Annotated in this window: 20 protein-coding genes; 17 read left to right on the forward strand and 3 right to left on the reverse strand. The window is 44.1% G+C overall.

Going from position 1 to position 25,053, the window contains the following annotated elements; translation table 11 throughout:
* Window positions 1–47: 47 nt before the first annotated feature.
* The 3 genes from C825_RS12055 (at window position 48) to C825_RS12065 (ending at window position 2,931) form a co-directional block, all read left to right on the forward strand.
* Window positions 48–1,166 carry an IS110 family RNA-guided transposase gene (locus C825_RS12055; protein ID WP_010800321.1) on the forward strand — a complete coding sequence of 373 codons (1,119 nt, stop codon included), beginning with the start codon at window positions 48–50 and terminating at the stop codon, window positions 1,164–1,166.
* Window positions 1,167–1,847: 681 nt separating this feature from the next.
* Window positions 1,848–2,558: a DUF169 domain-containing protein gene (locus C825_RS12060; protein ID WP_010802642.1), complete on the forward strand. Its 711-nt coding sequence runs from the start codon at window positions 1,848–1,850 to the stop codon at window positions 2,556–2,558.
* A gap of 154 nt (window positions 2,559–2,712) precedes the next feature.
* Complete coding sequence (locus C825_RS12065; protein ID WP_007658388.1) at window positions 2,713–2,931, forward strand: hypothetical protein; 219 nt, start codon at window positions 2,713–2,715, stop codon at window positions 2,929–2,931.
* Between the two features lie 150 nt (window positions 2,932–3,081).
* Here C825_RS12065 and C825_RS12070 read toward each other — a convergent pair whose 3' ends face one another.
* Window positions 3,082–3,777 carry a hypothetical protein gene (locus C825_RS12070; protein WP_007658387.1) on the reverse strand — a complete coding sequence of 232 codons (696 nt, stop codon included), beginning with the start codon at window positions 3,775–3,777 and terminating at the stop codon, window positions 3,082–3,084.
* A gap of 146 nt (window positions 3,778–3,923) precedes the next feature.
* Window positions 3,924–4,469: a DNA-3-methyladenine glycosylase I gene (locus tag C825_RS12075; protein WP_010802643.1), complete on the reverse strand. Its 546-nt coding sequence runs from the start codon at window positions 4,467–4,469 to the stop codon at window positions 3,924–3,926.
* A gap of 120 nt (window positions 4,470–4,589) precedes the next feature.
* Between C825_RS12075 and C825_RS12080 the strand changes: the two genes are divergently transcribed.
* The 11 genes from C825_RS12080 (at window position 4,590) to C825_RS12130 (ending at window position 19,566) form a co-directional block, all read left to right on the forward strand.
* Window positions 4,590–7,526: a DEAD/DEAH box helicase gene (locus C825_RS12080; RefSeq protein WP_010802644.1), complete on the forward strand. Its 2,937-nt coding sequence runs from the start codon at window positions 4,590–4,592 to the stop codon at window positions 7,524–7,526.
* Window positions 7,527–7,570: 44 nt separating this feature from the next.
* Window positions 7,571–7,879: a nucleotidyltransferase domain-containing protein gene (locus tag C825_RS12085; protein WP_007658378.1), complete on the forward strand. Its 309-nt coding sequence runs from the start codon at window positions 7,571–7,573 to the stop codon at window positions 7,877–7,879.
* The gene (locus tag C825_RS12090) at window positions 7,876–8,274 is read left to right on the forward strand and encodes a HEPN domain-containing protein (protein ID WP_007658377.1); all 399 of its coding nucleotides are present in this window, start codon (window positions 7,876–7,878) and stop codon (window positions 8,272–8,274) included. The genes C825_RS12085 and C825_RS12090 overlap by 4 nt, the downstream gene beginning before the upstream one ends.
* A gap of 285 nt (window positions 8,275–8,559) precedes the next feature.
* Window positions 8,560–10,446: an amidophosphoribosyltransferase gene (locus C825_RS12095; RefSeq protein ID WP_010802645.1), complete on the forward strand. Its 1,887-nt coding sequence runs from the start codon at window positions 8,560–8,562 to the stop codon at window positions 10,444–10,446.
* Window positions 10,443–11,549, forward strand: coding sequence for a glutamine-hydrolyzing carbamoyl-phosphate synthase small subunit (carA, locus tag C825_RS12100; RefSeq protein WP_010802646.1), 1,107 nt, complete (start codon window positions 10,443–10,445; stop codon window positions 11,547–11,549). Before C825_RS12095 ends, carA begins: the two co-directional genes overlap by 4 nt.
* A 113-nt stretch (window positions 11,550–11,662) precedes the next feature.
* Window positions 11,663–14,887 (forward strand): carbamoyl-phosphate synthase (glutamine-hydrolyzing) large subunit, encoded by a 3,225-nt coding sequence (gene carB, locus C825_RS12105; protein WP_010802647.1) that lies wholly within the window; start codon window positions 11,663–11,665, stop codon window positions 14,885–14,887.
* 220 nt (window positions 14,888–15,107) lie between these two features.
* Complete coding sequence (locus C825_RS12110; RefSeq protein ID WP_010800681.1) at window positions 15,108–16,061, forward strand: IS110 family RNA-guided transposase; 954 nt, start codon at window positions 15,108–15,110, stop codon at window positions 16,059–16,061.
* Window positions 16,058–16,366, forward strand: a complete 309-nt coding sequence (locus C825_RS12115) for a hypothetical protein (protein WP_007657317.1) — start codon at window positions 16,058–16,060, stop codon at window positions 16,364–16,366. The genes C825_RS12110 and C825_RS12115 overlap by 4 nt, the downstream gene beginning before the upstream one ends.
* A gap of 509 nt (window positions 16,367–16,875) precedes the next feature.
* Window positions 16,876–17,616, forward strand: coding sequence for a (Fe-S)-binding protein (locus C825_RS12120; protein WP_010802648.1), 741 nt, complete (start codon window positions 16,876–16,878; stop codon window positions 17,614–17,616).
* The gene (locus tag C825_RS12125) at window positions 17,613–18,980 is read left to right on the forward strand and encodes a lactate utilization protein B (protein ID WP_007658369.1); all 1,368 of its coding nucleotides are present in this window, start codon (window positions 17,613–17,615) and stop codon (window positions 18,978–18,980) included. The genes C825_RS12120 and C825_RS12125 overlap by 4 nt, the downstream gene beginning before the upstream one ends.
* A gap of 1 nt (window position 18,981) precedes the next feature.
* Window positions 18,982–19,566 carry a LutC/YkgG family protein gene (locus tag C825_RS12130; RefSeq protein ID WP_007658367.1) on the forward strand — a complete coding sequence of 195 codons (585 nt, stop codon included), beginning with the start codon at window positions 18,982–18,984 and terminating at the stop codon, window positions 19,564–19,566.
* A gap of 75 nt (window positions 19,567–19,641) precedes the next feature.
* Here C825_RS12130 and tpx read toward each other — a convergent pair whose 3' ends face one another.
* Window positions 19,642–20,220, reverse strand: coding sequence for a thiol peroxidase (gene tpx, locus C825_RS12135; RefSeq protein ID WP_010802649.1), 579 nt, complete (start codon window positions 20,218–20,220; stop codon window positions 19,642–19,644).
* A 159-nt stretch (window positions 20,221–20,379) separates the two neighbouring features.
* Here tpx and C825_RS12140 point away from each other — a divergent pair, with 159 nt between their 5' ends.
* The 3 genes from C825_RS12140 to C825_RS12150 all read left to right on the forward strand — a co-directional run bounded on the left by C825_RS12140 (window position 20,380) and on the right by C825_RS12150 (window position 25,024).
* A complete protein-coding gene (locus tag C825_RS12140) occupies window positions 20,380–21,498 on the forward strand; it encodes an IS110 family RNA-guided transposase (protein WP_010800321.1) in 1,119 nt (372 codons plus the stop codon).
* Window positions 21,499–22,205: 707 nt separating this feature from the next.
* Entirely contained in the window at window positions 22,206–23,096 is an 891-nt protein-coding gene (locus tag C825_RS12145) for an aldo/keto reductase (protein WP_016212877.1), read from the forward strand.
* 311 nt (window positions 23,097–23,407) lie between these two features.
* A complete protein-coding gene (locus C825_RS12150; protein WP_010802650.1) occupies window positions 23,408–25,024 on the forward strand; it encodes an ABC-F family ATP-binding cassette domain-containing protein in 1,617 nt (538 codons plus the stop codon).
* The last annotated feature ends 29 nt before the right edge of the window (window positions 25,025–25,053 follow it).

Consider the following 25,053-nt stretch of genomic DNA (forward strand, 5'->3'; position numbering starts at 1 on the left):
ACCGACTTTCGTTATTTTAAAGTTGTAATACAAAAAAACTATATCTTATGGACAGAGTTTGTGGTCTTGATGTGCATAAAGATAGTGTCTTTATGTGTATTCTCACAGCAAACGGTGAGAAAATTGAAGATGTGTTTGGAACTTTAACACCGGAACTGGATCGCCTTCGTGACACTTTAGTCTCTCATGGTGTTGGTAAAGTTGCAATGGAAAGCACCAGTATTTATTGGGTTCCTATTTGGCGCATTTTGGAATGCGATTTTGATGTTAAATTGGTTAACCCTTATTTCATCCGTCAACTCCCTGGTCGTAAAACTGATATTAAAGATGCCCAATGGATTGCGACTGTTCTTCAGAAAGAGCTAATTAAGGGAAGTTATATTCCTGATTCAAAAATACAGGAATTACGTCAGTACAGTCGTCGTATCTTCCATTTGACTCGTCGCAAACAGCAAGCTGAATCTGCTATCGATCTAACGTTGCAACGTTGCAATATTCGTTTGAGTAATTATGTTTCTGATATTGGTTGTAAATCCATGCGTAAGGTGGTCAATGCATTAATCTGTGGTGAAACTGATTCTGAAGTATTAGCTCTGTTGGTTCACAAGCGTATTCGTAATAAACATTGTCATGAGGTTATTAAGTCGTCTTTGACTGGTATTGTATCTTCATCAGACAGAGACATGCTTAAAATGAGTTTGGAAGAAGTGGAACTTTATGATCGTCAGCTTCTTGAGTGTAAAGAGAAAATGCGAATAATTTGCGAGGGACATTATGCCGAGGAACTGGAAATCCTTCAAACAGCTCCTGGGATAAAAGAGGAAAGCGCTATGAGAATCATAGCAGAAATCGGTGTTGACATGAAAGCCTTTCTAACAGCATCAGCTTTAGTTGGCTGGGCTGGATTAAGACCGCGAAATGATCAAAGTGCAGGAAAGATCAAAGGAAGAAAGACTTTACATGGAAACAAGTATTTACGTGTTATGCTTACACAATGTGCATGGGGAGCCTGCAGGACTCAAACATCTAAATTTTATAGCAGATATCATACCTTGAAAAAGAGAATGAATCACAACAAGGCTTTAATGGCAAATGCTCGAAAGCTACTCGTTGTTATTTGGAATTTATTAGCTAAAAAGCAACCTTATATGCCATTTGTGAATTAATGGTTGCTTCTTAATGAGCGTTCCAAGACCCTTATATTTGTGGTGGAGTAAACCCCGTTTTTGCAAACTGGTATACAGGCACGCTCTGGCAAGGAATTGCGTCTGAGACAAACAAGCTCGAAGAGGAAATTATTTATCACTCTCTGCATAGACAAAATGTAGGGACAGCTACAAAGTGATCTTATTTTAACGGGAGTTCGAAATAAGGTTAGTGTAACTTTTATTACACAGAAAATAATAAGAAAAAAGGGACCCTTATACAGACTCCCTCCCAAAGATCATACATTTCATAGTCAAGACTGTGGCAATGTTATCTCTTTGTGTTTTTCATAGTTAAAATCTTTTCGTCAAAGGACAGGTTTATTTTTCTTTAATACAAACTTTTTGTTATATTTTTACACATACATGTTATTAAACATGGCTTGACTGTTATTCTGAGGAAGGTTATGGTACTTATTTCGAACTCACGTTTGTTTATTTATAGAGGAAATATACTATTATTCTAATGAAAATTGAACTCTTCTGTTTAATTCCTGCTTTTTCATCCGGATGATAAGAACTGTATCTTTAATGGATGCCAGTAATGTGAATATAGCTATCGACCAGATTGTTTTGATATTTGCAGTCATAACATATAGAATCTTTTCGTATATTTGACAAAACCAATAAATCATCTGTATCATGGGCATACAAGTATTTCTCAATAACTATCGCGAAGCCTTCGGAGATAAAGTCGATCTTCCTATTGTCTTTTGGTATTCGGAGCAACCGGTAACCCCGGTCGATAAAATCGGAGGATGTTTATTCAAATGCATGAAAGAGGTCAGAGCCGGACAAACGGTTAGTTTGAGTGTGGAAACTATCGGTTGTGGTGGCGGAAAATTCTATACGGGTTTTACGGAGATGCCTGAACGGATTCCCGGATTTGTGTCTTTAAAAGAAAAATATAAACAAACACCCGAAGGTGTTTCTGAGTTTTTGGAAGAGTTGCAGGTTCCGAGAGCAAAGATGGATTATCTGAATTTTGCCCGAATGGATAAAGTCGAGAACTTTGACAATCTGGAAGGTATCCTGTTTTTGGCGACACCCGATATGCTTTCCGGTTTGGCAACCTGGGCCTTTTTCGATAATAATTCAGAGGATGCCGTTACCTCTCTATTCGGTTCTGGTTGTTGCTCTGTAGTCACACAAGCCGTTATTGAGAATGCGAGAGGAGGAAAACGTACCTTCATCGGGTTTTTCGATCCTTCTGTACGCCCTTATTTTGAACCGGATATTTTAAGTTTTATGATACCGATGTCCCGATTTAAAGAAATGTATGATACGATGCGGAGTAGCTGTCTGTTCGACACACATGCCTGGGGAAAAATCAAGGAGAGAATGAAGTCATAAATGATTTGATTATTACTGTCCACCTGTTGCTTTCCGGCAAATAAGGGATAATTGATAATCTTAAAGGCAATATTGCCAATAATATTGAAGTCTGATATATAGATCTTTGCAAAAAGGAATAAATCCAATAAGTAAGAATAAAAAAAGACTCTGTATGAAAAAGATTATTGTATGCGTAATGATGCTGGTAGCAACCGGAGCAATAACATTTGTTAATGCACAAAGTGACAAGAAAGACCGGAAATGTACAAAGACTGAACAGTGTGGAAAGAAGTGTGATAAGAAATGTAAGGAAAAATGTGACAAAAAGTGCGATAAGTCCATGATGTCAGCTTGTAAAGATGAATGTGGCAAGGCTGACAGTAAAGGGTGAAAAGCAGAAAAATGCAATTGTAAGAAAGATCAGAAAGAAACAACACCAAAGAAAATGTAAAAAGTCAAGTTTTGACTTTAAAAAGAGATCGCTTCAAAAGAAGAATGAGGCGATCTTTTTTATTTCATCCCTTTTTCTATTTGGGGAATATTAAAACTCCCTGTGCAAACTCTGCTTGCCATAGCGTTCAGCTCCCCAGAATTGGTTTCTGTCACGAAGGTAATCGGGTGAGTTGGCAACTTCTTGTCTTATGAATGAGATCTCATCGTCTGTGCTTGCTTGATCGTTATACAACATTGTTCGTGATACAAAAGTCTTAGCTTTTAAAGCGGTTCTGTCATCTGTATGTTCTCCGAAAATGATGCCTTGATTATAATATCCGATGAAATTGTTTTTGGCAGGTGAGAAATCGTAGGAAGGTATCGAATTATTTACAAAGAAATGTTCAATTCTTTTTCCGGTATCTGTAATATTATAATTTTGTGGAATAATGTATCTTTCATGATATCGCCTGAAAAAATGGGGAGTATAATTTATGACGAAGAATGACTTGTCTGTAATAGGTCGCATATAAACAACTCCCATACCATATGACTGATATTTAGCGAAAGGAACAACTGCTGGTTCATTGACATATTTCTTTTCCCTGACAAGTAAAATAACCGTCCATTCGTTATTAGTTACATAAGATTTCCAGTTAATTACTTTATAGACAGGAAAAGTTTTAGATTTCAAAAAGAAACGACGTGTTTCATCTTGAAAATGATATATACGGCGAAAAAGAGGATCGTAATCTTTTCCAACCTCTTTTTGCATTTCAGTCAAAGTCATTGTATCGGTAAACATAAAGCTATGATTTAGGTTCAACATTATATGCAAATGTAATAATAAACATTGCTTGAAAATCAAAAGAAGATTAGTATTTTGTTATTTGAATTGTATCTTCTTGATTTTCAGACAAGAAGTAAATAAAGAACGATAATCACTGTGTCTTATCTATTCCATGCCGGTCTCTCCTTCAATATTTTCTGATATATGGGACAATCAGGCGTATGCGCCCCTTCGAGATAGCCTGTGCTTAGCAGAAATTCATTGACGATCTCCCCACCAGTAAATTTGAATGTTTTCTTGAATAGTTTAGTCCATTCATCCTTGGTTTTAGGGTGATGGTGATCCAGCCAGTTTTTAAATGAACCGTATTCATTTTTCAGTTCCATAATGGCCTGTGCATTGTGGATGGCGGCTTTTACTTTTAGTCTGTTCCGAATGATACCGGGATCGGCTAAAAGCCTGGCTTCGTCTGTTTCCGTATAGTTTGCGATGGTTTCGATATTGAAATTATCATAGGCTGTACGAAAAGCGGTTTCTTTTTTGAGTATGGTCGACCAGCTTAAACCTGCCTGATTGATTTCCAGAAGGAGCCTGCCGAATAATTCATTATCATCTTCGATAGGGAAACCATATTTTTCATCGTGATATGTCTTGTTAAGATCAATAGCCCAACCAGTAGTGGTCTTTATGTATTCGCAGTATGACATAATAATTTTGTTTGTATTGATTATGGCTGATAAAGATAATCAAATATCTTTGGTTCGAACTATAGGTATGATTATTTGTTTTTCTTGTAACTTTGTAGTTTTAATAAAAAAGAACCGTTGATGTCCACGAACCATATATTAATCATTGCATTAAGTAACCATCCTGTTTTGGGACCTTTACTTATTCCTTATTTTGCTAAAACTGTGTCTCAGGGTGTGATCAGTGTGGAGGAACAGGCTACCCATGCGGGAAACGATACGGAGTTGTCTGAGATGGAGAAGCGCGTAATTGCTATTGCGCAAAGTTATTCCGAAAAGAACCTGATGCAGGTATATTCCAGGCAACAGACGGTGGCCGGCTTTTTGAGTTCGGTGACGGCGGAGATGTTGAAGAAGCAACTCCGTCCTTTCATTGATAAGAAAATAAGGGAGATGGTCCGGTTGATGCAGGCGAATCATTTGCCGGTATATATGAAAGAACCCGGTGTGAAACTGCTTTATGAACATGACCGGATGCGTTTTTCTGGGAATATTGCGGAGATCTCTTTCCGCTTTGAGATAACAGATCATTTTTTCCGTTATTCAGCTGTCTGTCGTATGGATGGAGAAGAGATCCCTTTACAGAAAAAGAGAAAGTTTATGGTTTTGTCTTCAAAACCGGCTATCCTTTTGTTGGATGATCGGCTCTTAGTTTTCAAGCGGATTGAGGCTTCGAAAGTTACACCGTTTCTGACTCGGAAATATGTGGAAGTGCCGCTGGCAGATGCTGAAAAGTATCTGGAGATGGTTGCGCTTCCCCTGATTTGCGATTATCCTGCCACCTCTTCCGGCTTCGATCTTATTCACGAAAGGAGAACTTGTATCCCTGAATTGTCTGTGGAGCGGTCTATTAATGACGAGCCGGCACTTCAGTTGCGTTTCCGGTATGGAGACCGTTATTTCTCGCCGGGAAAGAAAAGCCAGCTGACTTATCCCCGGTTGGAAAAGGTCGACGGAAAACCTGTCATCTATTATTATACACGTGATTTGGAGTTGGAACAAATCTATATCAACTTACTGGAGAAATGGGGCTTCAAACAGATAACGGATGTTCAGTTTGTCAGGGTTGTCGAAACAGGCGGTTATACGTTTATCGACTGGCTGCAACAACATAAAGCAGAGTTGGAGTCTTGCTTTTCTTTTGTGAAGACGGACACGTCTCTCCGGTATTATCTGGGAGAGATTTCGCTGACACAGGAGATTTCTCCTTCTCCCGACTGGTTCGATATCCGCATTACGGTGCGTATGGGGGATTTTCTGTTCCCTTTTATTCGTTTCAGGAAGCATATTCTGGAAGGAAAAAGGGAGTTTGTGCTGCCGGACGGACAGGTCGCCTTACTTCCTGAAGACTGGTTCGAGAAATATAGCGATCTGTTTACTTTCGGTGATGACAGACCGGAAGAGATCAGGGTTCGTAAAATGCATCTAGGAGTTGTTTCCGCGTTGGAACAGGAGGATACTGTTTCGAAGGTGTATGTACAGAAAGAATCGGTTGTTGTTCCTCCGAAGATAAAGACTGTTTTGCGTCCGTATCAGCAGGACGGTTTTTCCTGGCTGGTCCATCTGGCAGCCAACGGCTTTGGTGCTTGCCTGGCGGATGATATGGGGTTGGGAAAAACGTTGCAGACGATTACGCTGTTGCAACATATCTATGATCCGGAAGAACCGAAAGCAGTTGTGTTATCTTCTCCTGCTCCGCAAAATATAACAGTTGATAGCAGCGGACAGTTTTCCTTTTTCGGAATGGATATGCCCGGTGAGATACCGTATGAAGAGGTGAAAAAGGAGAAGGAGGAAACGACGGTTCCCGCTTCGTTAGTCGTTGTGCCGACCTCTTTGTTGCCGAACTGGAAACGGGAGATCCGGAAGTTCAGCACATTGAGCGTTTATACTTATATGGGAGATCAAAAGAGGAAAGAACCGTGGAAGAGTTTCGACCGGTATAATATTGTATTGGTTACTTACGGGCTTCTCCGGAGGGATATCGAACTGTTGGAGAAATATCGCTTTACGTATGTGATACTGGATGAAAGCCAGAATATAAAGAACCCGGCTTCCATGACATACCATTCGGTTGTCCACCTGCAATGTGAGCATCGCCTGGTGCTGACCGGGACGCCGATTGAAAACTCGCTGAAAGATCTGTGGGCGCAATTCAACTTCATTAATCCCGGTCTGTTGGGTTCTGCGGACGGATTCCGGAAACATTTTATCCATCCGATAACAAAGGAAGGAAACGATAATGCCCGCAAACGCTTGCAACAGATTATCCGTCCGTTCTTTCTGAGGCGCACCAAGCAACAGGTGGCTCCCGAACTTCCCCCGTTGACGGAAGAGGTGGTTTATTGTGAAATGACACCGGAACAACGGGAGGTTTACCAGAAAGAGAAGAATGCGCTGCGGAATACGATTTTGCAGGAGCGCCATAAGAACTCATTTGTCGCATTGAACGGTATAACCCGTTTACGCCAGTTGGCGAATCATCCGCACATGGTTTTAGCGGACTATGAAGGCGGTTCGGGGAAGATGGAGCAGGTGCTGGATGCTTTTGAAACATTGGTTAGTGAAGGGCATAAGGTGCTGATATTCTCGTCTTTCGTTACACATCTGAAACTGTTGGCGGATGCCTTCACCGAGCGTGAATGGCTATATGCGATGTTAACGGGAAGTACCCTCGACCGTGAGAGCGAAATTACCCGTTTCTCTACCCGCAATGATGTTTCCGCCTTTTTCATTTCCCTGAAAGCCGGTGGGGTAGGACTAAACCTGACGGATGCCGATTATGTTTTCATCCTCGATCCCTGGTGGAATCCGGCAGCCGAGTTGCAGGCGGAAAGCCGTGCCCATCGTATCGGACAGGAAAAGCAGGTCTTTGTCTACCGCTTTATTACTGCCGACACGATCGAGGAGAAGATACGCAACCTCCAGGAATCCAAGAGCGAACTGGCTGAAACATTCATCTCGGAAAACGATCCGCTGAAGTCACTGACGGATAAAGAGTGGGAAGATTTGTTGTAAAACAATAATTCCGTATATTTGCCATCAACAACATATATAAGCTTATGAAACGTCCTGAAATAGTCAACCGCATCCGCGAAGTTCTTCGACATTCGGCCCCAGGTGTCAAAGCCATACTTTATGGTAGCGAAGCGCGTGGAGATGCACGGCCCGACAGTGATATCGACCTGCTGATATTAGTGGATAAAGACAAGATAAAGCTGGAAGATGAGGAGAGAATAACTTATCCTCTTTACGATATTGAGATTGAAACAGGAGTGATTATTAACCCAATAGTATACTCTCAAAAGCTGTGGGGAAGGCTTGTCACTCCATTTTATGAGAATGTTATGAAGGAGGGAATATTACTATGACTGATGAAGAAAGACGAGCACTCGTTTCTTTACGTTTACAAAACGCGAAAGACACTTTAATTGAATTGCCGGTTCTTATAGAGCATGGCTTTTGGAATACAACTGTAAGCCGTATGTATTATGCCTGCTATTATGCCGTAGCCGCTTTGTTACTGAAACATGGTATTTGTGTTAAAACCCATTCCGGCATACGACAAGCCTTCAGTAAGGAATTTGTCTTGACTGGACAGATAGATAAAGAACAGTCGAAATTTTATTCCAATCTGTATGCAAACCGGCAGTCCGGCGATTACGATGATTTCATTATGATGAATGAAGATAAAGTGAGAGAGCTCTATCCGAAAGCCGTTGTCTTTATCGATATCATAGAACGATTAATTAATGAAGATTTATAAGTTGTTGAAGGTGTAACAAAACAACAAACGATTCTGGCTTGTTCTTTCTTAGCATAGTAAATATATCACTATAATTTACTTTTTTCTTATAAATTATAGTTCTATCTCTTTATATGGCTTTGTATTTGTAACTTTATCGAAACAATGCGGAAATATATAATATTTTAACCAAATGCCGGATAAAATGATTATTTCTATTAATATGTCAATTATTTTGCATTAATATGAACAATGTGTTTAATAAAGTGCGTATCTTTGCAGTTGAAATAAACAAGATATAACCAGATGGAACAACTTAAACATGAGTGTGGAGTCGCCATGGTCCGGTTACTAAAGCCTTTAGAGTATTATCATCAAAAGTATGGTACCTGGATGTACGGCCTGAATAAACTCTACTTACTGATGGAAAAGCAGCATAACCGCGGACAGGAAGGAGCCGGTTTAGCCTGCGTGAAGTTAGAAGCAAGCCCCGGTGAAGAATATATGTTTCGGGAAAGAGCGTTGGGAACAGGAGCTATAACCGAGATATTCGCCGCCGTTCACGATCATTACAAAGATTTACCACCCGGTAAATTAAACGATCCGCTTTTCGCTAAAGCAAACCTTCCTTTCGCCGGAGAACTTTATATGGGGCACCTCCGTTACAGCACGACCGGTAAGTCCGGTATTTCCTACGTCCATCCTTTTTTACGCCGCAACAACTGGAGAGCCAAGAACCTCGCTCTTTGCGGAAATTTCAACCTCACAAACGTAAACGACATTTTCAAAGAAATTACAGCTATCGGACAGCATCCGCGCAAATATGCCGATACCTATATCATGCTCGAACAGATGGGACACCGTCTGGACAGGGAAGTGGAGCGTTTGTACCGGAAATATGAAGAAGAAGGATTGCGGGGCATGGATATTACACATGCGATCGAAGGACATATGGACCTGTCGAATGTGTTGAAACGTTGCGTGCCGACCTGGGACGGCGGGTTTGTGATCTGTGGCTTGACCGGTAGCGGCGAGTCGTTCAGCGTGCGCGATCCCTGGGGTATCCGTCCGGCTTTTTATTATGCCGACGACGAGATCGTGGTGCTGGCCTCCGAACGTCCGGTGATCCAGACGGCAATGAACGTGCAAGCCGGGGATATAAAGGAGTTGCAGCGTGGAGAAGCGATGTTTATCAGCAAAGACGGCCGTTTCCGTACTTCGCAGATCGTGGAGCCGGAAGAGAATAAAGCCTGTTCGTTCGAACGTATCTACTTCTCCCGGGGCAGCGATGTGGATATTTACCGCGAACGGAAGAAGCTGGGGGAGAATCTGGTGCACCCGATATTGAAAGCTGTCGATTACGACATCAAACATACAGTCTTCTCCTTCATCCCCAATACGGCGGAGGTCGCTTATTTTGGAATGCAGGAGGGGTTGAACAACTACCTGAACAAGCTGAAGAAAGAGTGGATTGCCGACCGCAGCCACCTACTTCAGGAAGAAGAACTCGACCAGATACTTTCCATGCGTGTCCGTGCCGAAAAAGTAGCGATTAAAGACATAAAGTTGCGTACCTTTATCGCCGAAGGCAACAGCCGTAACGACCTGGCCGCCCATGTGTACGATATAACTTACGGAAGTATCGAACCATTCGTTGATAATCTGGTTGTAATAGATGATAGCATTGTTCGCGGAACAACCCTGAAACAAAGTATTATCGGTATCCTGGACCGCTTGCATCCGCGGAAGATCGTGATCGTGTCTTCCTCTCCGCAGGTACGTTATCCGGATTATTACGGTATCGACATGTCGCGGATGAACGAGTTTATCGCTTTCAAGGCCGCAGTCGCTTTGCTGAAGGAACGGGGCATGGAATCCGTTATCACCGAGGCATACTGGAAAGCCAAGAAGCAACAGGCGAAGGAGGAAGGTCCGATCGTCAACTATGTGAAGGAGATTTATGCGCCGTTCACCGACGAGGAAATATCCGCCAAGATGGTCGACCTGCTTACACCGACCGGTACACGCGCCAAAGTGGAGATTGTTTATCAGACGTTGGAATGCCTGCACGCTTCTTGTCCGAACCATCCGGGCGACTGGTACTTCTCCGGCGATTATCCGACTCAGGGCGGTGCACGCATGGTGAACAATGCCTTCATACATTATATGGAAGAAGAATATTTAGTCAAATGACACAAGATACAGATTATATGCAAACAGAAAAAACAGCAATTTTGATCTTAGACGACGGGACTGTTTTTCGCGGCTTTTCTTTTGGCTGCGAAAAAGAGGTAACCGGCGAAGTAGTGTTCAACACTGCCATGACAGGTTATCCGGAAAGCCTGACCGACCCTTCCTATGCCGGTCAGCTGATGGTGTTAACTTATCCGCTGGTAGGAAATTACGGTGTACCCGCCCGTACGTTTGGGGCGGATGGAATTGCCACTTTCATGGAGAGTGAAAAGATACATGCCGATGCCATCATCGTAAGCGATTACAGTCATGAGTATAGTCATTGGAATGCTGTAGAGAGTTTGGGAAGCTGGTTGAAAGAAGAAGGTATTCCCGGAATTTATGGGATCGATACACGTGCCCTGACCAAGAAATTGCGCGAACATGGCGTGATGATGGGAAAGATCGTGATTGGCGGGGAAAAAGTTGAAGCAACCGATTTCGGAGAATACGCGAATGTGAATTATGTAGATAAAGTGTCCTGTAAGAAAGTGATTACTTACGGCGAAGGCGAAGGTAAGAAACGCGTTGTCCTGGTAGATTGCGGCGTGAAACATAACATCATCCGCTGCCTGCTGAAACGTAATGTAACGGTTATCCGCGTGCCCTGGGATTACGATTTCAATACGCTGGAATACGACGGCCTGTTCATCAGCAACGGTCCCGGCGACCCGGATACCTGCGATGCGGCCGTTCAGAATATCCGCAAAGCGCTCTCCGGAGACAAACCGATCTGCGGTATCTGCATGGGTAACCAATTGCTGGCAAAAGCCGGAGGCGCCTCCATCTACAAACTGAAATACGGACACCGTAGCCATAACCAGCCGGTCCGCATGGTAGGGACGGAGAAATGCTTCATCACCTCGCAGAATCATGGATACGCGGTGGATAACACGACGCTGGGTACCGACTGGGAACCGCTCTTCATCAATATGAACGACGGCACGAACGAAGGTATCAAACATAAAACGAAACCTTTCTTCTCCTCGCAGTTCCATCCCGAGGCATGTAGTGGGCCGACGGATACGGAGTTTATGTTCGATAAATTTGTAGACCTGTTGTGAGTTTTTCCGGAGGCTTTTTTCAAGGCATGCTTGAACGGGGCTTCAAGGGGGCCTTGAATGAGGCTTCAAGCATCCCATGAAAAATGTTGTTACAATAAAACGAAAATTGAAAGATGAAAGAAGATATAAAGAAAGTCCTGATATTAGGTTCGGGCGCCCTCAAGATCGGTGAGGCGGGCGAGTTCGACTATTCAGGCAGCCAGGCATTGAAAGCCATCAAGGAAGAGGGCATCCAGACGGTGCTTATCAACCCGAACATTGCAACGGTACAGACTTCGGAAGGGGTTGCGGACACGGTTTATTTCCTGCCCGTCACTCCTTTCTTTGTGGAAAAGGTGATCGAAAAGGAACGTCCCGAAGGTATCCTGCTGGCATTCGGCGGACAGACGGCGCTCAACTGCGGTGTGGCGCTTTACCAGAGCGGCGTGCTGGAAAAATATAATGTCCGTGTATTGGGGACTCCGGTACAGGCCATCATGGATACGGAAGACCGTGAACTGTTTGTCCGCAAACTGGACGAGATCGATGTAAAGACGATCAAGAGTGAGGCGGTGGAGAACGCTGCCGATGCCCGTCGTGCCGCTGCCGAGCTGGGTTATCCGGTGATCGTGCGTGCCGCTTATGCGTTGGGAGGCCTGGGTTCAGGCTTCTGCGACAATGAAGAAGAACTGGACGTGCTGGTCGAAAAAGCCTTCTCTTTCTCTCCCCAGGTATTGGTGGAGAAGAGCCTGAAAGGCTGGAAGGAAGTGGAATACGAGGTGGTTCGCGACCGCTTCGACAACTGTATCACGGTATGTAACATGGAGAACTTCGACCCGCTGGGCATCCATACCGGCGAGTCTATCGTGATCGCCCCGTCACAGACATTGAGCAACACGGACTATCATAAACTGCGTGAACTGGCTATCCGCATCATTCGCCATATCGGAATCGTGGGCGAATGTAACGTGCAGTACGCCTACGACCCCGAATCGGAAGACTACCGGGTGATCGAGGTCAATGCCCGCCTGAGCCGTTCTTCCGCTCTGGCGTCGAAAGCAACCGGTTATCCGTTGGCTTTCGTGGCAGCCAAATTAGGTCTGGGTTACGGCCTGTTCGACCTGAAGAACTCGGTAACGAAAACGACCAGCGCTTTTTTTGAACCGGCACTCGACTATGTGGTCTGTAAGATACCGCGCTGGGACTTGGGTAAGTTCCACGGTGTAGCCCGCGAACTGGGTTCAAGCATGAAGTCGGTAGGAGAGGTGATGGCGATCGGACGTACTTTCGAAGAGGCGATCCAGAAAGGTCTCCGCATGATCGGCCAGGGTATGCACGGCTTCGTGGAAAACAAAGAACTGGTCATTCCCGATATCGACAAGGCGTTGAACGAGCCGACCGACCGCCGTATCTTCGTCATCAGCAAGGCTTTCCGCGCCGGTTACACGATCGACCAGATCCACGACCTGACAAAGATCGACAAATGGTTCCTTCAGAAACTATATAATATCATCCAGACCGCCGGAGCCCTGGAAAGCTTCAGCAAGATAACCGATATACCCGACGACCTGTTCCGTCTGGCTAAGGTGCAGGGTTTCTCTGACTTCCAGATTGCCCGCGCCATCTTCAAAGATAAAATGGAAGACGGTGAAAGAGCCATCCTGCAGGTGCGTCAGGATCGTAAATATCGTGGCATCCTTCCGGTAGTGAAACAGATCGATACTCTCGCCGCCGAATATCCGGCACTGACCAACTACCTGTATCTGACTTACAGCGGAACGGAAAACGATGTGCAGTATGTAGGAGACAAACATTCTATCGTGGTACTCGGTTCGGGTGCTTACCGTATCGGTAGCTCTGTAGAGTTCGACTGGTGCGGCGTGCAGGCGCTGAACACGATTCGCAAGGAGGGTTGGCGCTCGGTGATGATCAACTATAACCCTGAAACGGTTTCGACCGATTACGATATGTGCGACCGTCTTTACTTCGACGAACTGACTTTCGAACGCGTAATGGACATCCTCGAACTCGAAAATCCGCACGGCGTGATCGTCTCTACCGGAGGACAGATACCGAACAACCTGGCGATGCGCCTGGATGAACAGCATGTAAATATCCTCGGAACATCAGCGAAGAGTATCGACAATGCCGAAGACCGCGAGAAGTTCTCCGCCATGCTCGACCGCATCGGAGTAGACCAGCCGCGTTGGAAAGAGCTTTCTTCTATGGATGATATCAATACATTCGTAGAGGAGGTAGGTTTCCCGGTATTGGTTCGCCCGAGTTACGTGCTGAGTGGTGCGGCGATGAATGTTTGCTCCAACCAGGAAGAGCTGGAACGCTTCCTTCAACTGGCGGCCAACGTCAGCAAGAAGCATCCGGTCGTAGTGAGCCAGTTCATCGAACATGCGAAAGAAGTAGAGATGGATGCGGTGGCCGATCATGGCGAGATCGTGATGTATGCCATCAGCGAGCATATCGAGTTTGCCGGCGTGCATTCCGGTGATGCGACGATCCAGTTCCCGGCACAGAAACTGTATGTGGAAACGGTGCGCCGCATCAAACGCATCAGCAAGCAGATCGCGAAGGAGCTGAATATCTCCGGCCCGTTCAATATCCAGTATCTGGCGAAGGGTAACGAGATCAAGGTAATCGAATGTAACCTCCGTGCTTCTCGTAGTTTCCCCTTCGTGAGCAAGGTGTTAAAGATAAACTTTATCGAACTGGCTACCCGTATCATGCTGGGCTTGCCTGTCGAAAAGCCGCATAAGAATGCGTTCGACCTCGATTATGTAGGTATCAAAGCTTCGCAGTTCTCCTTCAACCGCTTGCAGAAAGCCGACCCGGTGCTGGGCGTGGATATGGCATCGACCGGTGAAGTAGGTTGCCTTGGCGATGATCTTTCAGAAGCAGTGCTGACCAGTATGTTGTCGGTCGGACAGCGTATCCCGGCAAAGAATATCCTGCTCTCGACCGGAACACCGAAACAGAAAGTGGCCATGCTGGATGCAGCGAAGATGCTTGCCCGCAAAGGATACAGCCTGTTCGCTACCGGCGGAACACACCGCTTCCTGGAAGAAAACAATATCCCGAGTACCTTGGTCTACTGGCCGAGTGAAGAAGGCAAACAGCCGCAGGCACTCACCATGCTCCACGAAAAGAAGATCGACATGGTGGTCAATATCCCGCGCGACCTTTCCGCCGGAGAGCTGGACAACGGTTATAAGATCCGCCGTGCCGCAACTGACCTGAATGTCCCTCTGATCACGAATGCTCGCTTGGCAAGTGCCTTTATCGAAGCATTCTGTACCTTGTCTATAGACGATATAGAGATCAAGAGCTGGCAGGAATATAAGTAAAGAACATAGATTTTACCGATGTAAAGTGTGTCCGGCTCATTTAGTCCGGGCACACTTTTTTGTTTAGTGGAATAGGGGTTTTTATTAGATGTGTTGTCTTATCAGTAAAAACTAAAAATGAATAGATCATGAAACATCCATGAAATAAATTTCGTCCAAGAGAATGTAAATAGGGGGGTATTGTTTACTTTAGTGTCATTCACTCGAAAAAACGAATGCAATGAAAACAGTACCTTTTGAACAAGTCATCCTCCGGGGTTGTGGAATAGATGTCCACAAGGACATGGTAGTTGCTACGATAAGTGGCGAAGGTCTCAAAACTGAAACCCGCAGTTACAAGACCTTCAGTAGTTCTTTGACAGAATTAAAAGAATGGTTATTATCCAGTGGCATTACGCATGTAGCCATGGAAAGTACCGGTGTTTACTGGAAGCCGGTTTATAAGATTCTTGAATGTCCAGATATGAAAGTCTGGATCGTGAACGCACGGCACATCAAGTATGTTCCCGGGCACAAAACGGATAAAAAGGATAGTGCCTGGATTTGCAAACTGCTTTTAGCAGGTTTGTTGAAACCGAGTTATATCCCGGAGCGTGAACAACGTGAGCTTCGTGATTTAACCCGTTACCGTAACAAGTTGATCCAGCATGTATCTTCTGAGAAAAACCGTATTGTTCGTATCCTGGAAGATTGTAACATCAAACTTTCCAGCGTGGTGTGCAGCCTGGACGGAGTCGTGGCGAACAAGCTGATAGATATGTTGATCGATAAGGGTCATGTAACAATGGATGACATAACTTGCATCTATCATAAAAAACTTGAAGCCAGTCCGGAACTTCTTTATCAGGCTTGTGAAGGCTTTATAGAACCGCATCACATCTATATGTTGCAGACCATCCGTAAAGATATGGAACAGACGAAAGCCATCATAGCTGACCTTACCTGCCGTATAAAAGAGGTTTTATCTCCTTATGAGAATGTGATGGAACTCTTGCAGAAGATCCCCGGACTTAGCCGGAAAACGGTTGAAGACCTGATAGCAGAGATAGGTGTGGATATGGAAGCCTTTCCAACCGAAAAGCACCTGGCTTCGTGGGCCGGTGTCTGTCCAGGCAATAACGAGAGCGCAGGTAAAAAAAAAGTGGTAGAACCACCCATGGCAACAAACAGTTGAAAGCCGTAATCACGGAGGCTGCGTGGGCAGCCACCCGTACCAAGAACACCTTTTACAGTGCACGTTATCACCGTTTAGCCGCCCGTCGAGGGAAAAAGAGGGCTTTAGTAGCAGTAGGACACTCGATCCTGAAATCGGTATGGCATGTACTGAAAGAGGCTTGTGAGTATAAGGAACTCGGTGCGGAATATCTCAACCAAAGGATGGAGCAGAAACGGAAAAATTACTTGAAGAAAGAGCTGGAAGCACTTGGCTATAAAGTTAAAATCAGCCGTGATGATGGTCCAATCCCAGAAGTAGGTTAAAAACATAGAGAAGGTCGATTTTTACTGGCTTGTTGTCGTAAGAAACAGCAAGAGGTCGCTCATGAAACTGATCTCAACTGCTAAGCGGTCAAGACTGCGAGTCCTTTAACGCGTGTATGAAATTTTTTTTCTTAGCTGTTGTAAAATTATAAAATGCCCAAAGATAATAGCCAACCGCATTTGTATCTATACAAGTGCTCTCTTTTGTTTTGTCTGAACTCTAAAAAAATCAATTTATTAATGGTTTAAACGGCTCTCTTGAGATAGGGAGCGCAATTTATTTACATATGAAAAGAAATGTGTGTTTACTATATTTCTGGAAGTAGATTCGGTTGTTGTCTAAAACCTAAATACCCCTTAGTTGTAATGGCTGAGGGGTATTTTTGTTTTCATTAAATAAAGTTACACAATCAGAGCGGAGAAGTTAAAAAGTAAATTTTACTTTTGTACACAGTTGTGAAACATATTCTAAATCGGAATAGTTATACTCATGTAATAATTCAACCAATATGAAGATAGGACTATTTATCCCGTGTTATATCAACGCGGTGTATCCCGAGGTTGGCGTAGCCTCTTACAAACTCTTAAAGCATTTGGGACTGGATGTCGACTATCCTTTAGACCAGACCTGCTGCGGCCAGCCGATGGCAAATGCGGGTTTCGAAAACGAATCGTTGAAACTGGCCCTGCGTATGGAAGAACTGTTCCGGCAATACGATTATGTGGTCGGCCCCTCGGCCAGTTGCGTAGCTTTCGTGAAAGAAAACCATCCGGGCATACTGAAGTCCGGAGGGCATGCTTGCCTGAACAGCGGCAAGATATACGATATCTGTGAGTTCCTTCACGATATCGTGAAACCGGAAAAGCTGCCGGCCGTTTTCCCCCATAAGGTGAGTATACATAACAGTTGCCACGGCGTGCGCGAACTGCATTTGTCTTCTCCGAGCGAAATGAATATCCCTTATTTCTCCAAGCTGCGCGACTTGTTGAAGCTGGTGGAGGGCATTGAGGTGCTGGAACCGAAGCGTATCGACGAATGCTGTGGTTTCGGTGGCATGTTCGCTGTCGAAGAACCGGAAGTCTCGGTTTGCATGGGACACGATAAAGTAAAGGATCATATGAGCACCGGAGCCGAGTTTATCACCGGAGCCGACAGTTCCTGCCTGATGCACATGCAAGGTGTGATCGAACGGGAACATCTGCCGATCCAAACGATTCATATCACTCAAATATTAGCCGCTGGATTATGAGCACGAAACATTCTATAGCTGCTGCCCGTTTCATTGCTAACAGGAAACAGGAAGCCTGGCACGACGAAACCCTTTGGATGGTCCGTGCCAAAAGAGACAAAATGAGTCATTCGCTGCCCGAATGGGAACGTTTACGCGAATTGGCCTGCGATATAAAACTCTACTCCAACAGCCATTTGGATACACTGCTGGAAGAGTTTGAGAAGAATGCCATAGCCAATGGGGCAATTGTCCATTGGGCGAAAGATGCGGCGGAGCATAATGAGATCGTCGAAAGGATTCTTCAGCAGCATAATGCCCATACATTGATCAAGAGTAAATCCATGTTGACGGAAGAGTGCGGTATGAATGAGTATCTGTTCGGGAAGGGGTATGATATCATCGAGAGTGATCTCGGCGAACGTATCCTTCAGTGGATGCACCTTCATCCGAGCCATATCGTGATGCCAGCCATCCATATCAAACGTCAGGAAGTGGGTGAGATGATGGAGCGTGTGCTGGGGACGGAAAAGGGTAATTCTGATCCTACCTATCTGACGCATGCAGTCCGTAAAAATATGCGCGAAAAGTTCCTGACGGCTGATGTAGCCATGACGGGAGCTAATTTTGCTGTCGCTTCGACCGGTGAGATTGTGGTTTGTACCAATGAAGGAAATGCGGATATGGGGACTTCGTTCCCTAAAGTCCATATTGCTACGTTCGGAATGGAGAAGATCGTTCCCGACCAGGAGGCGCTGGGCGTCTTTACCCGTCTGCTGGCCCGTTCCGGTACAGGGCAACCGATTACCTCTTATACTTCCCATTACCGTAAACCGCAGGATGGCGGTGAGTTCCATCTTATAATTGTAGATAATGGACGCAGCGATATCCTGGCAAAGCCCGACCATATCCGTACATTAAATTGTATCCGTTGCGGGGAATGTATGAATACCTGTCCGGTATATCGCCGGAGTGGCGGGTATTCCTATACCTATTTTATACCCGGCCCGATCGGTATCAACCTGGGCATGCTGAAGAATCCGGAAGAGTACTCCGATAATGTGTCTGCCTGTTCTTTATGCCTGTCCTGTTCGAATGTCTGTCCGGTGAAGATCGACCTGGGTGAACAGATTTATCGTTGGCGTCAGGATCTGGATAAAATCGGTAAGGCCAGTTCGGAAAAGAAAATAATGTCGGGTGGCATGAAGTTCCTGATGGAACGGCCGGGTTTATTTAATACGGCGCTGAAATTTGCTCCGCTGGTAAATAAAATGCCTCGTTTTATGATATACAATGGTTTGAATGCCTGGGGAAAAGGACGTGAGATGCCGGCATTTGCCAAAGAGTCGTTCAATGATATGTGGAAGAAAAATAAAGTAAAATAAGATGAGTACAAAAGATGATATATTATCCCGTATCCGCAGCCATACCGGGACGCGTTACGAAAAACCGGAAATCACGTTGGATGCAATCACTTATGCAGACAAACTCAAACAGTTCTCCGACTCGCTGGAAGCAGCCGGCGGTCAGGCTGTCGTATGGCAGCCGGGTGACGACATCAATGAATTGATCCGCCGGCATTTCCCGGAGGCAAAACGTATCGGTTCGAATCTGCCCGGAATAACCGTTGCCACCTTCAATCCGGATTCTCTTTCCGATCCCAGGAAATTGAACGATACCGACCTGGCCATTGTGGAAGGCTGTTTCGGGGTGGCGGAGAACGGAGCTGTCTGGATTACGCAGCAGGTGAAGTTCAAAGCACTCTACTTTATTCCGACAGCCCTGGTAATCATTATCAATAAAGATGCTTTAGTCAATAACATGCATGAAGCCTACCGGCAGCTGGAAGGAACCGATTATAAATATGGCTTCTTTGTCTCCGGCCCGTCCAAAACAGCCGACATCGAACAGGCCCTGGTGCTGGGAGCCCATGGACCGATGAAGGTACTGGTGGTTTTGAAAGAGGGGTAAGTTCGGAATTTATCAAATGTGAACTATCTTGTCCCTGTGTCAAACACGGGTACGAGATAGTCCTTCTTACATTCTTTACTTCGCTTGCTTTACAGCTGCAATTGCAGCTTTGTAATCCGGTTCCTGGCTGATATCTTTCACATACTGTACATACGTTATTTTGCCATCTTTGTCAATTACTACTACGCCGCGGGCAAGCAACTTATTCTCTTTTATCAGGAAGCCATAATTCATTCCAAACTCGCTTTCCCTGTAATCCGACAAGGTATAAATCCGGTCGATCCCTTCTGCCGCACAAAAACGTTCCAATGCAAAAGGAAGGTCTTTGGATAGCGTCAGGACAACCACATCTTTCCCTAAACCGGAGGCCTCTTCATTAAATCTTCTTGTCTGGGCGGCACAGACTTTGGTGTCGACGGAAGGAAAAACGGATAGAACAACGACTTTCCCTTTGAAATCGGACAACTTCACTTCTTTCATATTACTGTCTATCCCAGTGAAATCAGGAGCCATCTCTCCGATATAGGCTTTTGTACCCAGCAAGGTGACTGGCTTTCCCTTCATTGTAATTCCTTGATTATCGCCGGATGATTGACCGACTGCCATGCCGGTGGAAATCAATATACACAATATCATGTAAAATAATCTGTTCATAATCTTCTTTTTGTTATGTTTTTATAGAGAATCTATCTAAGCAAACTTACATAAAAATTGAGATTTATAAGCGCGTCTAATAAAAATAAAGACCACTCCCTGCTGTTATTCCACCGACTTTCGTTATTTTAAAGTTGTAATACAAAAAAACTATATCTTATGGACAGAGTTTGTGGTCTTGATGTGCATAAAGATAGTGTCTTTATGTGTATTCTCACAGCAAACGGTGAGAAAATTGAAGATGTGTTTGGAACTTTAACACCGGAACTGGATCGCCTTCGTGACACTTTAGTCTCTCATGGTGTTGGTAAAGTTGCAATGGAAAGCACCAGTATTTATTGGGTTCCTATTTGGCGCATTTTGGAATGCGATTTTGATGTTAAATTGGTTAACCCTTATTTCATCCGTCAACTCCCTGGTCGTAAAACTGATATTAAAGATGCCCAATGGATTGCGACTGTTCTTCAGAAAGAGCTAATTAAGGGAAGTTATATTCCTGATTCAAAAATACAGGAATTACGTCAGTACAGTCGTCGTATCTTCCATTTGACTCGTCGCAAACAGCAAGCTGAATCTGCTATCGATCTAACGTTGCAACGTTGCAATATTCGTTTGAGTAATTATGTTTCTGATATTGGTTGTAAATCCATGCGTAAGGTGGTCAATGCATTAATCTGTGGTGAAACTGATTCTGAAGTATTAGCTCTGTTGGTTCACAAGCGTATTCGTAATAAACATTGTCATGAGGTTATTAAGTCGTCTTTGACTGGTATTGTATCTTCATCAGACAGAGACATGCTTAAAATGAGTTTGGAAGAAGTGGAACTTTATGATCGTCAGCTTCTTGAGTGTAAAGAGAAAATGCGAATAATTTGCGAGGGACATTATGCCGAGGAACTGGAAATCCTTCAAACAGCTCCTGGGATAAAAGAGGAAAGCGCTATGAGAATCATAGCAGAAATCGGTGTTGACATGAAAGCCTTTCTAACAGCATCAGCTTTAGTTGGCTGGGCTGGATTAAGACCGCGAAATGATCAAAGTGCAGGAAAGATCAAAGGAAGAAAGACTTTACATGGAAACAAGTATTTACGTGTTATGCTTACACAATGTGCATGGGGAGCCTGCAGGACTCAAACATCTAAATTTTATAGCAGATATCATACCTTGAAAAAGAGAATGAATCACAACAAGGCTTTAATGGCAAATGCTCGAAAGCTACTCGTTGTTATTTGGAATTTATTAGCTAAAAAGCAACCTTATATGCCATTTGTGAATTAATGGTTGCTTCTTAATGAGCGTTCCAAGACCCTTATATTTGTGGTGGAGTAAACCCCGTTTTTGCAAACTGGTATACAGGCACGCTCTGGCAAGGAATTGCGTCTGAGACAAACAAGCTCGAAGAGGAAATTATTTATCACTCTCTGCATAGACAAAATGTAGGGACAGCTACAAAGTGATCTTATTTTAACGGGAGTTCGAAATAAGGTTAGTGTAACTTTTATTACACAGAAAATAATAAGAAAAAAGGGACCCTTATACAGACTCCCTCCCAAAGATCATACATTTCATAGTCAAGACTGTGGCAATGTTATCTCTTTGTGTTTTTCATAGTTAAAATCTTTTCGTCAAAGGACAGGTTTATTTTTCTTTAATACAAACTTTTTGTTATATTTTTACACATACATGTTATTAAACATGGCTTGACTGTTATTCTGAGGAAGGTTATGGTACTTATTTCGAACTCACGTTTGTTTATTTATAGAGGAAATATAAAGAAATCAGAGGGGATGGGATGATATTTTCCTATTCATTTTATCTATCGGCTGATAGATATAGATGATCGGATATATATTTAACGGATACCTTCGGATAAAAGGATAGAAAATATTGGCTTTTAAGTGAATAGTATTATTTTTGTGGAAGACTTAATCCGTATTCACGAACATAATACTCAATATTCTTTTACCATGAGCAACGTAGAAATGATGAACAGAAGAAAATTTATCCGGACAGGTGTTGCCGGAGTAGCCGGATTATCTCTGGCACAGGTGGGATGGGCTGATATACAGCGGGTGCTTCCTTCGGATGTGTCGGTCGATAAAGTAAAGCTGGGAAATACCGGGCTGGAAGTCTCACGGATCGCTTTGGGGACCGGAACGAAAGGCTGGAACTATGAATCCAACCAAACCCGTATCGGGTTGGATAATTTTGTGAAACTGGCTCATCATGGCTATGAACGCGGACTCCGCTTTTTCGATATGGCCGATATGTACGGTTCACAACCTTTTGTCGGTAAAGCCTTGAAGGAGTTACCCCGTGAAAAGGTCACCCTGATGACAAAAATGTGGACGTATGACGAGGGTTCGGAGAAAAGGGAACCGGTCCGGAAAACACTCGACCGCTTCCGGCAGGAAGCCGGTACCGAGTATTTCGATATCCTGCTGATGCATTGTATGACTGACGGCAATTGGCCGGAAACGCGTAAATTTTATATGGAAGGACTTGCCAAAGCAAAGGAGGAAGGCATCGTAAAAGCCGTCGGTATTTCTTGCCATAACTGGGATGCAATGGCTGAAGCCGCTCAAAATCCGTGGTGCGACATTATCCTGGCCCGCCTGAACCCATTCCAAAGCCATATGGACGGTACTCCGGAAGATGTAAACGCCCTCCTGGGCAAAGCCCGGGAAAACGGGAAAGGTATTATGGGTATGAAGATTTTCGGTGAAGGAAAACATGTTACTGATGAAGAACGCGAACATTCGATACATTTTGCCGTCACAGAAAGCAATCTGCATTGCATGACACTTGGCCTGGAATCGATCGCCCAAATGGACGATGCAATCGAAAGGGTGATGAGAAATGTAAAAAATAGCTGATAATTATTCTTTCTAGACGGATAACTACCCGTGACCGGATGGGTAGTTATCCGTTGCTTAGCCGATGCCTGTTCATTTTTTAGTCAAATATTTGTGTGTTTATTCCGGGAAATATCTATCTTTGCCCCATCATATAATAAATACCTCCGATGAAAATATCTAAGTAAGCCGGTTTCAGAACATATAATTTAAAAGGTTCAATCTCTGTTGAACCGATTTCTGTATAACCATCCCGGCTATTTCATGCGCTTATTCCTGGCGCTTTTTTATTTCCAAATTTTAGTTTCTAACATTTTTAAAGCAGATAGACTATGTGCATATCAGTACAACAGCTTTGCTATATCCATGCGGATAAAGAACCACTATTCAGAGATATCAGTTTGACGGTAAATAAAGGAGAACAAGTTTCATTGGTCGGAAATAACGGGTCCGGCAAATCTACCTTATTGCGGATTATGGAAGGTAGCCTGAAGCCCTCCTCGGGTGAAGTCGTTTGTTCCTCCAAACCCTATTATGTGCCCCAGCATTTCGGGCAATACGATGAATTGACCGTAGTGCAGGCCTTGCAGGTTGAGGCTAAAATCAAGGCATTGCATGCTATCATTGCCGGAGATGCCTCGGTAGAGAACTTTACGATTCTGGATGATGACTGGAATATCGAAGAACGAAGCCTGGCCGCTCTTTCTTTTTGGGGATTGGAGCATATCCGGCTGGACCAGACGATGAATACGCTGAGTGGTGGCGAAAAGACAAAAGTATATTTGTCGGGCATACAGATACATTCTCCCGAAATTATCCTGATGGACGAACCGACCAATCATCTGGATACCGGAAGCAGGGACAAACTCTATGACTTTATCAGGTCGAGCCGTGCCACTATCCTTATTGTGAGCCATGACAGAACATTGCTTAATTTGTTGCCTTACACTTGTGAACTCGACAGAAGTAAGATCACATTGTACGGTGGCAATTACGATTTTTATAAGGAGCAGAAAGAGATCGCACTGGCAGCCTTGCAGAATCAGTTGAGTGAAAAAGAAAAAGAGTTGCGCCAGGCAAAGAAAATAGCCAGGGAGGCGCTTGAAAGAAAAAATAAATCGAGTGTAAGAGGAGAGAAAGCAGCCATAAAGAAAGGTATTCCCCGTATAATGATGGGGGCTATGAAACAGCACGCAGAACAGAGTGCGGTTAAGTTGAAGGATGTGCATGATGAGAAAATGAGTTCGCTCAGTTCCTCCATTACGGATATCCAGACCGCTTTGCCGGATATGCGGCAGATGAAAACGGATTTTAATTCACCGAATCTTCATACCGGTAAAATACTGGTGACTGTTAAGGATATGAACTTTGGCTATGGCGTGAACCGTTTATGGTCCGAACCACTAAACTTGCAGATCAGAAGTGGCGACCGTATCCGGTTCGGCGGTAACAATGGTTCAGGAAAGACAACCTTGTTGAAGCTGATCCTGGGAGAACTGCAACCTGTAGAAGGCTCTGTTGATCGTGCCGATTTCAAGTATGTTTATATCGATCAGGAATATTCGATTGTGTTGCCTAACCTGACTGTGTTTGAGCAATTAGAGAAGTATAATCTGTTTGCCAAACCTGAACATGAGTTAAAAATGATTTTGAGCCGTTTCCTTTTCCCGGTCGGGACCTGGGATAAAAGTTGTTCAAAATTAAGCGGTGGAGAGAAAATGCGGTTGGCTATCTGCTGTCTGATGGTCAGTAATAGTACGCCGGATATCTTTGTTTTGGATGAACCGACGAACAATTTGGATATTCAGAGTGTTAATATAATAACAACAGCAATCAAGGACTATAAAGGTACTGTGTTGTTGGTCTCACACGATCTTTATTTTGTGAAAGAAATTAAAATAAACAGGTCAGTTGAACTTTTTTCATCAACTCCTGTTATTAAGATATAGTGTTTTTCATGGTATTAGAATTAAGTTAG

Source organism: Parabacteroides sp. ASF519 (genome assembly GCF_000364265.2).
Lineage (GTDB): Bacteria > Bacteroidota > Bacteroidia > Bacteroidales > Tannerellaceae > Parabacteroides > Parabacteroides goldsteinii.

Coding starts and splice junctions, on each gene's coding strand:
- C825_RS12060 (WP_010802642.1), top strand. CDS start 1,848: ATGGGCATACAAGTATTTCTCAATAACTATCGCGAAGCCTTCGGAGAT.
- C825_RS12140 (WP_010800321.1), top strand. CDS start 20,380: ATGGACAGAGTTTGTGGTCTTGATGTGCATAAAGATAGTGTCTTTATG.
- C825_RS12065 (WP_007658388.1), top strand. CDS start 2,713: ATGAAAAAGATTATTGTATGCGTAATGATGCTGGTAGCAACCGGAGCA.
- C825_RS12055 (WP_010800321.1), top strand. CDS start 48: ATGGACAGAGTTTGTGGTCTTGATGTGCATAAAGATAGTGTCTTTATG.
- C825_RS12125 (WP_007658369.1), top strand. CDS start 17,613: ATGAGCACGAAACATTCTATAGCTGCTGCCCGTTTCATTGCTAACAGG.
- C825_RS12085 (WP_007658378.1), top strand. CDS start 7,571: ATGAAACGTCCTGAAATAGTCAACCGCATCCGCGAAGTTCTTCGACAT.
- C825_RS12130 (WP_007658367.1), top strand. CDS start 18,982: ATGAGTACAAAAGATGATATATTATCCCGTATCCGCAGCCATACCGGG.
- C825_RS12150 (WP_010802650.1), top strand. CDS start 23,408: ATGTGCATATCAGTACAACAGCTTTGCTATATCCATGCGGATAAAGAA.
- tpx (WP_010802649.1), bottom strand. CDS start 20,220: ATGAACAGATTATTTTACATGATATTGTGTATATTGATTTCCACCGGC.
- carA (WP_010802646.1), top strand. CDS start 10,443: ATGACACAAGATACAGATTATATGCAAACAGAAAAAACAGCAATTTTG.
- C825_RS12075 (WP_010802643.1), bottom strand. CDS start 4,469: ATGTCATACTGCGAATACATAAAGACCACTACTGGTTGGGCTATTGAT.
- C825_RS12145 (WP_016212877.1), top strand. CDS start 22,206: ATGAACAGAAGAAAATTTATCCGGACAGGTGTTGCCGGAGTAGCCGGA.
- C825_RS12090 (WP_007658377.1), top strand. CDS start 7,876: ATGACTGATGAAGAAAGACGAGCACTCGTTTCTTTACGTTTACAAAAC.
- C825_RS12110 (WP_010800681.1), top strand. CDS start 15,108: ATGAAAACAGTACCTTTTGAACAAGTCATCCTCCGGGGTTGTGGAATA.
- C825_RS12080 (WP_010802644.1), top strand. CDS start 4,590: ATGTCCACGAACCATATATTAATCATTGCATTAAGTAACCATCCTGTT.
- C825_RS12070 (WP_007658387.1), bottom strand. CDS start 3,777: ATGTTTACCGATACAATGACTTTGACTGAAATGCAAAAAGAGGTTGGA.
- C825_RS12120 (WP_010802648.1), top strand. CDS start 16,876: ATGAAGATAGGACTATTTATCCCGTGTTATATCAACGCGGTGTATCCC.
- carB (WP_010802647.1), top strand. CDS start 11,663: ATGAAAGAAGATATAAAGAAAGTCCTGATATTAGGTTCGGGCGCCCTC.
- C825_RS12095 (WP_010802645.1), top strand. CDS start 8,560: ATGGAACAACTTAAACATGAGTGTGGAGTCGCCATGGTCCGGTTACTA.